At 39.0% G+C, this 7,929-nt stretch carries 7 protein-coding genes; 3 read left to right on the top strand and 4 right to left on the bottom strand.

Annotation, left to right across the window (positions count from 1 at the left end; genetic code table 11):
* The first annotated feature begins 83 nt into the window (after positions 1 to 83).
* Complete coding sequence (locus AC25JC_RS04610) at positions 84 to 719, top strand: hypothetical protein (RefSeq protein WP_486923534.1); 636 nt, start codon at positions 84 to 86, stop codon at positions 717 to 719.
* A 327-nt stretch (positions 720 to 1,046) separates the two neighbouring features.
* Here the strand turns inward: AC25JC_RS04610 and AC25JC_RS04605 are convergent, their stop codons facing one another.
* A complete protein-coding gene (locus AC25JC_RS04605; protein WP_078192384.1) occupies positions 1,047 to 1,673 on the bottom strand; it encodes a superoxide dismutase in 627 nt (208 codons plus the stop codon).
* A 156-nt stretch (positions 1,674 to 1,829) separates the two neighbouring features.
* A complete protein-coding gene (locus AC25JC_RS04600; RefSeq protein WP_486923533.1) occupies positions 1,830 to 2,588 on the bottom strand; it encodes a Nif3-like dinuclear metal center hexameric protein in 759 nt (252 codons plus the stop codon).
* 170 nt (positions 2,589 to 2,758) lie between these two features.
* Here AC25JC_RS04600 and AC25JC_RS04595 point away from each other — a divergent pair, with 170 nt between their 5' ends.
* The gene (locus AC25JC_RS04595; protein WP_180023429.1) at positions 2,759 to 3,937 is read left to right on the top strand and encodes a S1C family serine protease; all 1,179 of its coding nucleotides are present in this window, start codon (positions 2,759 to 2,761) and stop codon (positions 3,935 to 3,937) included.
* Positions 3,938 to 4,123: 186 nt separating this feature from the next.
* On the top strand, positions 4,124 to 4,381 hold the full coding sequence (locus AC25JC_RS04590) for a hypothetical protein (protein ID WP_078191893.1): 258 nt from the start codon (positions 4,124 to 4,126) through the stop codon (positions 4,379 to 4,381).
* 104 nt (positions 4,382 to 4,485) lie between these two features.
* Here AC25JC_RS04590 and AC25JC_RS04585 read toward each other — a convergent pair whose 3' ends face one another.
* Both AC25JC_RS04585 and AC25JC_RS04580 read right to left on the bottom strand, forming a co-directional pair.
* On the bottom strand, positions 4,486 to 4,872 hold the full coding sequence (locus tag AC25JC_RS04585; protein ID WP_005008801.1) for a carboxymuconolactone decarboxylase family protein: 387 nt from the start codon (positions 4,870 to 4,872) through the stop codon (positions 4,486 to 4,488).
* A gap of 159 nt (positions 4,873 to 5,031) precedes the next feature.
* Positions 5,032 to 7,545: an acyl-CoA dehydrogenase gene (locus AC25JC_RS04580; RefSeq protein WP_486923532.1), complete on the bottom strand. Its 2,514-nt coding sequence runs from the start codon at positions 7,543 to 7,545 to the stop codon at positions 5,032 to 5,034.
* Between the last annotated feature and the right edge of the window lie 384 nt (positions 7,546 to 7,929).

Genomic DNA, 7,929 nt, shown 5'->3' with positions numbered 1-7,929 from the left:
ATCGTAATCGAGGAAAAAGACTGGGCTTAAGATTCAATTTAATTGCGGGAATCTATAATTTAGAGCTGAGCAAAAAATGAATTATGAAAGAAGTCTATTTTAATTTTAATAATCCTTTGGATCTTGATCATGATAGATTTATCTTAACAGAGGGGAAGTATTTCAGTAATGAGCAACCTAAAGATGTGTACATATATAAAGGATACTTCAATCGAGATTTTACATTAAATACAGATTATGAAAATGGTATAACGACCTTTAAATTCATCAATAACTTATTTACTAACCCTGTTGAATATACTGCGTCTCCAGACTTAGAAGTATCTGGAGGTTTTGTGAAAAAAATTCCTTATGGTCAAGTCATTGCAGGAGATGAAGTTTTTAAAATTGATGAAACTGTTTCAGCAGTTGCATATGCAGAGAATGAAAGTAAATATTATCGTTTTATGAGTCGAGATAAGCAATCTGATCTAGAGTTCACAGTGAAATACGATACTATAACTAAAAATGTAAATGTAGCTTATCAAAGACCACAGAAGGGTCAATTAAATGTGAATATCTATCTGAAATGGAACTGTAAATTGACGAATAATCATTGTAGTGGTGTAACTGTCAATGATTCAGAGGGAACTATAGAATTTAAAAACGTGCAGTTAGATGATGGTCGTCTAATAAATGGCAAGTTTGGTCATTTAGGCGTAAATGATCTCTTAAGGTAATAATTGCGTAGTTATACTCTCAAAAATATAACTATGGTAATTCTCCTACAATTAATTTAATACATAGTATTTGAAAACACCTTAATTTTAATAAATTTCAGAATCTTGTGTTGGGAAAGGCCATACCTACGGATTTTAAATTTTTAAAATGTTTAACATGCAACATGTGTAATAAAAAATCCTTGTTGCATAACTTTATTTAATTTCACTTGAACTAAAACAAGAAAAAGTAGTGCTTATATATTTTTATAGATTTTAAAATTGTTAAGCCCATAAAAAATCACCCTAAAAGGGTGATTTTTTTGACTTTTGAATAAGTTTTAAAACTTATTTTTCAACGCCAGCAGCTTGACCTGCATATTTAGCGTTTGCATAGTCCCAGTTCACTAGGCTTTCTAAGAAAGTAGAGATGTATTTAGGACGAGCGTTACGGAAGTCGATGTAGTAAGCATGTTCCCAAACGTCGATAGTCAACACTGCAACTTTACCGTGAGCAAGTGGAGTGTCAGCATTTGAAGTTTTAAGGATAGAAAGGTTGCCGTTTACTTCGTCAGCAACTAACCAAGCCCAACCTGAACCGAACTGAGTTGCAGCAGCATTTGCAAATTCTTCAGCGAATTTTTCGTAAGAACCGAAAGCTTCGTCGATTTTAGCTGCTAAAGCGCCAGTAGCTTTACCGCCACCGTTTTTAGCCATACAGTTCCAGTAGAATGTGTGGTTCCATACTTGAGCTGCATTGTTGAAGATACCAGCTTTAGAAGCATCGCCTTTAACAGCAGTGATGATTTCTTCTAAAGTTTTGCCAGCAAGGTCAGTACCTTCAATTGCTTTGTTTAGGTTAACCACATAAGTATTGTGGTGTTTGTCGTGATGGTATTCTAAAGTTTCTTTGCTGATATGAGGAGCAAGATCTTCGTAACCGTAAGGTAACGCTGGTAAAGTAATCGTTGTCATGTTTTCAATTCCTTGCATTTTGCTGGGTTTTGACATTAAGTGCCGTTATTGTAATAGATTCTTGCAGTAAAATGCGCATTGCTTATAAATAACAATACAGAATAAAGCCTGAAAATATACGTATAAGGACTGAGCCAAAGACCAGAACGATTTAAATTAAATCGGGTTGTTTAATTCGAAATAACTATACTCAATATTGAACTGTTCTGAAATAGCTTTTGCGAGTCGTTGTACACCATATCTTTCAGTTGCATGATGTCCACATGCATAATAATGCACATTTAATTCTTCAGCTTCGTAAAAAGTACGTTCACTCACTTCACCTGAAATGTACGCATCACAATCTAATGCAGCGGCTTTGCCAATAAAGTCCTGTGCGCCGCCCGTACAAAAACCAATTTTTTGAATCGATGGTTTATCTGCCGGCAGGTGAATGACATTAAATCCTAATTTTTCAGAAACAAAGTCTTTAAACGCTGTTGGAGTCATTGCTTGTTTTAAATAACCAACATTGCCAATAGGATTGCGCTCAGTTGGATCTAAGGCTTCAATATTCTCTAATTCGAGCAAATCAGCTATCGCTGCATTATTACCTAAAGTAGGGTGACTATCTAAAGGTAAGTGATAAGCTACGAGTGAAATATCTTTTCTGATCAGGCTTTTGATGCGTTTGCCGCGCATACCAGTGATTGGGTAAGCTTCACCTTTCCAAAAATAACCATGGTGTACCAATAGCAAATCAGCTTTTTCTGCTATCGCGGCTTCAATCGCTGTTTGTGATGCAGTAACTGCACATAAAATTTTATGCACTTCTGCTGAGCCTTCAATTTGCAAGCCATTGGGAGCATAGTCCTTAAATTCATGTGCTTTGAGTGTGCTGTCACACCACTGAATAATTTCAATTAACTGAGCCATATACTGTCCAAAATCTCAAAAGAGATGCATCAAAATTTACGATTGTTTAAATTGTAACTAAAGAATCACAAATCTTTGTGTTTATTTTTAAGTTTGTTGAAAATATTACATTACAATACGATATAAATTATTTAGCCATCAATGAATTATAAAATTTAGAGGATATAGACGTGCGTCGGACCTTTACATGGTTACCTTGGGTATTATTAATACTTGTGATCATCGGTTTCTTTACATGGCAACAGGTTCAAAAACCTAAAGCACCCATTGCCCCAGATGGGGTTAAAATGCCTGCAGAAAAGGTTGAGCCCCTCATTGATACGTCGCGTACAGGCGGTGTGGTTTCATATAGTGCTGCGGTAAAAGTTGCTGCTCCAGCGGTTGTCAATATTTTCACTACGCAAAAAGTGAAACAGTTGGATCATCCTTTATTAAATGATCCTGTTTACCGTGAGTTTTTTGGTAATCAACTTCCAGATCAAACCAATCAAAATGAAAATAGTTTAGGTTCAGGTGTGATTGTTCGTCCAGATGGCTATATTTTGACGAATAACCACGTGATCGCACAGGCCGATCAGATCGTTGTGGCTTTACATGATGGTCGTCGTGCTGAAGCGAAAGTTGTGGGTACAGACCCAGATACAGACCTAGCTGTGATTAAGATTGAAATGAGTCAATTACCGGTTTTGCCATTTAAGCTAAGTGGCAATGAAGTCGGTGATGTCGTCCTAGCGATTGGTAACCCTTTTGGCGTGGGTCAGACGGTTACGCAAGGAATTATCTCAGCTACAGGTCGTTCAGATTTGGGAATCAACACTTACGAAGACTTTATTCAAACAGATGCTGCGATCAACCCCGGCAACTCTGGTGGTGCTTTAATTGATGTTGCAGGAAACTTAATTGGTGTAAATACCGCGATCTTCTCGCAGTCAGGTGGCTCTTTGGGGATTGGTTTTGCTATTCCTGCAAAAGTATGTCAACAAGTGCTGAACGCTATTTTAAAAGATGGGCGAGTGGTTCGTGGTTGGTTAGGTATTAGTTTACTTCCAATTAAACAAGAAAATATTTTAGATCCACGTGTGAATGGTGTGATTGTTGCAGATGTCATTCGTAATGGACCTGCAGCACTAGCAGGTTTAAAACGTGGTGATAAAATCATGAAAGTGAATAATGAGCTGATTACCTCGACTTCGCATTTAATCAACTACGTTGCACAACAAGCGCCATTGAGCACTATGCAAATTGACATTGAGCGAGATGGTAAGGCGATGACATTACCTGTACAAGTGGGAGAGCGTAAACCGCAAACTCAAAACAGTGACTCGCAATATATTCCATTACCCCGCTAGCATAGAAAATCCCTCGTCATGAGGGATTTCTTTTGAGTACCTTTTTTTGTATATCGCTTTGAAGAGCATCGTTTGCGCCAAACAATGCGCTTTGAAATTGAAATATCAATTACAAAAATGCATTGCACACTTTGCTGAATTTGGCTTAATTTATAAGCAATAATAATTAGATAAGCGTATAAGAATATGAGCTTTTTACCCGCTGAACATGCCAAAGTTTTATCCAGTCAAGCCAATTTAGATATCGCCTTATATAAGACACGTTTGGCTTTGCTGATTGAGGAAAATGCCAAACAGGGGAATACCGCCGTATTTACGGTTTTACCCAAGCATTTAGCTTTAGAAGAGATTCGAAGTCTATCTGCTGAGCTTACAGAATTGGGATATCAAGTTCGATTTGAAGTGAATGAATTCTTCTATAATTTTAATGTCTACTGGATTTGATTCGGGATTCACTGCATTTAAGGTCGTAAGTTAAAAACAAGATGAAACCCTTTAGAAAACCACAATAATCGTAGTTTTCTAAAGCCGTTTTATAACGCAGTAACTTATTCAGATTTTTGATAGTCATTAATGACTTCAAGTGCCGCACGAAAGGCTTCTTGAGTCGCCGGTGCGCCACAATATGGCAAACTATGAAGTAACACTTCCTGAATTTCTTCTACAGTCGCCCCATTATTTAAAGCACCTCGGACATGACCCTTGAGTTCTGTTGGACTTTTTTGTGCAGTTAAAAATGCAATGGTAATCAGTGAGCGATATTTACGGGGTAAAACGCCTTCACGCTGCCAAGTTGAACCCCATGCATGCTCATTAATCCAATCTTGCAAAGGTTGAGTAAATGGCACGGTATTGTCTTGAGCACGTTTGACGAAACTTTCACCCATAACTTCAGTACGAACTTTTAAGCCATTTTCATAATCTTGTTGTGACATGCAGCAAACCCTCTGTGATGTAATTTTGCAGTACAGCCTATACCTTTGACTCTGCGATACCATTGGCTGATGGTCGTATAAAAAAGCCATCCCATTGTTTAACAGTGGAATGGCTTTTATTTTGAGAAAAATTAAGCTCAAAATCGATGAAGAAGTTGATTAATAACGCAGGAAGGCTTCTGGTTCATCATCGGTGTGTTGTTGCTTTTTCACTTCTGGTGTAACGGTTAAATGTGGATTGGATAACTCAAGTTCGTGGATGAGCTGCATGTCAAATACATCTGTGAGCATACTGTCATAGCGTTGAATGTTGTAAGTGCTGAGCTGTTCAGCTTCAGAGGCTGTAATGAATTTTTGTGCAATGGCATCGGCTATATGTGCTTCAAAAGTTAAACCTTTGAATTGACCTTTAGATTCAGCTTTTTTAAATTGGTTCCACAGCGGTTCAATTTTTAACAGTTGTAAAAAGGCATTTTCCATACGACCAGAAACTTCATCTGCTGCAGTGCTGTAATACACGTGCTTTTTCAGTTCTTGTCGGAAAGTATTGTCTAGCATCATTTGAGTGGCAACTTCACGTTTTAAAAGGTCTGTTGGTTTAGCAACAACTCGTCCAAACGGAAAGCAGATGATTTTTACTACGCTTGCTGCTAGTCGCATTGGGAAGTTGTCAAATAAGCCATGGAAAGCTTCTTCAACATTGTACAAAGCTTTATCTAATGCAAGTTGCGCATGTAATTGTTCAGCTTCACTTCTTTGACTTTGTTCATAATATTTAAGAATAGCCGTCGCGATAAATAAATAAGAGTGAATGTCTGCAAGTCGGCCCGAAAGCATTTCTTTACGTTTAATATCGCCGGCTAATAGGCCAAGACACATATCTGCAGTCAGCGCGAAATCGGCACTGAATCGATTAATTTTTTTATAGTAGGGGCGGCTAAATTCATCTGCTGAAGCTGGTGAGTCGGATGGGCCACCTGTGAACGCATAAGCAAAGGCGCGTGCAGTTCGGTTAAAAGTATAGCCCAAGTGCTTAAAGAGCATTTCGTTGAATGTATTGAGTGCAGTGTTCTTATCTTCGGCTTGAAGTAATTGTAGCTCTTTAAATAAATATGGATGGCAACGCATTGAGCCTTGTCCAAAAATCATCAGAGAGCGACTTAGAATATTGGCACCTTCGACAGTAATTGACACAGGAATGGCCTGATAATTCAAAGCTAAAAAATTACGAGGTCCCATTTGCACGGCACGTCCACCGACGATGTCCATGCCATGATTCACCACTTTCCGCATGGTTTCAGTGGCATAGTATTTAGCCATTGCAGTCATTACAGCAGGTTTGCCGCCTTGGTTTAAACCACAAGTCACCAAATAGCGAAATGCTTCAAGCATATAAGCATCTGATGCGATATCACTCGAAGCTTCTTGTACACCTTCAAAATTACCTACAGAAATTTTAAACTGCTGACGAACTTTGGCAAATGCACCGACATTTAAATATGCCATTTCTCCGGCTGCCGTTGACAATGCAGGGAGTGAAATACCACGACCAACCGCTAAGCATTCCATTAGCATACGCCAGCCTTTACCGGCATTTTCTATCCCTCCAATGATCCAGTCTAAGGGAATAAAGACGTCTTTGCCTTCAACTGTACCATTCATAAACGGAGAGCCTGGATTATGACGTGGACCTGTAATGACACCGTCATGACTCGCCGGTAGCAGCGCGCAGGTGATGCCATATTCCGTTTTATTTTTATCTCCCAATAAGCCATCTGGATCGTATAGTTTAAATGCCAGACCAATGACAGTGGCAATTGGTGCAAGAGTAATCCAGCGTTTGGAGAAGTTCATGTTTAAGCCGAGCACCTGTTGTCCCTCAAAAGTGCCATAACAGACGACACCTGTATCTGGAATAGCGCCTGCATCTGAGCCTGCTTCAGGGCTGGTGAGTCCAAAACATGGAATTTCTTCACCTTTTGCAAGGCCAGGGAGGTATCGGTCTTTTTGTGCTTCGGTACCATAGTGTAGAAGTAATTCCCCCGGTCCAAGAGAGTTGGGCACCATACAACTGACTGCGGCAGTGAGTGAGCGAGATGCAATCTTGCTCATGACACGGCTTTGTGCAAATGAGCTAAATTCACGGCCCCCGTAAGATTTTGGAATCACCAATCCTAAGAAACCATTATCCTTAATGAATTGCCAAGCTTCTGGTGGGAGGTCTTTATGTTTATGGTGAATATCCCACTCGTTGAGCATGGCACAAAGTTGCTCGACTTCATTATCAATGAAGGATTGTTCTTCAGCACTAAGCTGTGGATAGGGATAAGCCTCAAATTTTTTCCAATCAGGCGCACCCATAAATAGCTCTTTTTCCCACCAACTTGTTCCTGCATCCAACGCTTCACGTTCCGTAGTACTCATACTCGGCATTGCATTTGCTAAGGTTTTATAGGCAGGTTTGGTGAGCAGATTGAGCCGCAGTGGGTCAATCAACATAACTAAACTTAAAGCAATAAGAGGGATGCCAAGTATTAATGACCATGGGGTTAAAAAGGCGAGTGCAATTGAAACAAATATCAGTGTTATTGCGCCTACAGCTCGTGAAAGTTCAAAGAAAAAAACGGCCCAAAGAGCAAAAATAAAGAGTACTGCACTGAGTATAAATAGCATTTGTTATGGCTCCAGTGACAAGGGCCAGAGCGTTATGCGTTTAAAACAGCCTACATGCGTTTAAAAATGATCTCATCTTTTGTCTTTCTGATTTTAAAGTGCATGAGACTGTCAAAATGGCATCACTCGGCTGGTGAGTATTATTTGGACAATTGCGCGAATATAATGAAAGCGCAAATAAAGTGTTATCAATAGATTGATTAATAAATAATCACAACACAATCCCTATCGGGCAAAGAAATGTCACATTACGTAAACTTGGATGATTCGATATATTGGATAACGTTTAAGGAACGGACAATTTTCGAAAGATCTTATATTGGGAAACGAATTAGGCTGAGTGTGTGAAAGCCACAAAAAAAGCCCTCAATCAATGAGGGCTTT

Source organism: Acinetobacter sp. P37, from assembly GCF_057480965.1.
This window is presented reverse-complemented; position numbering and strand designations above follow the sequence as displayed.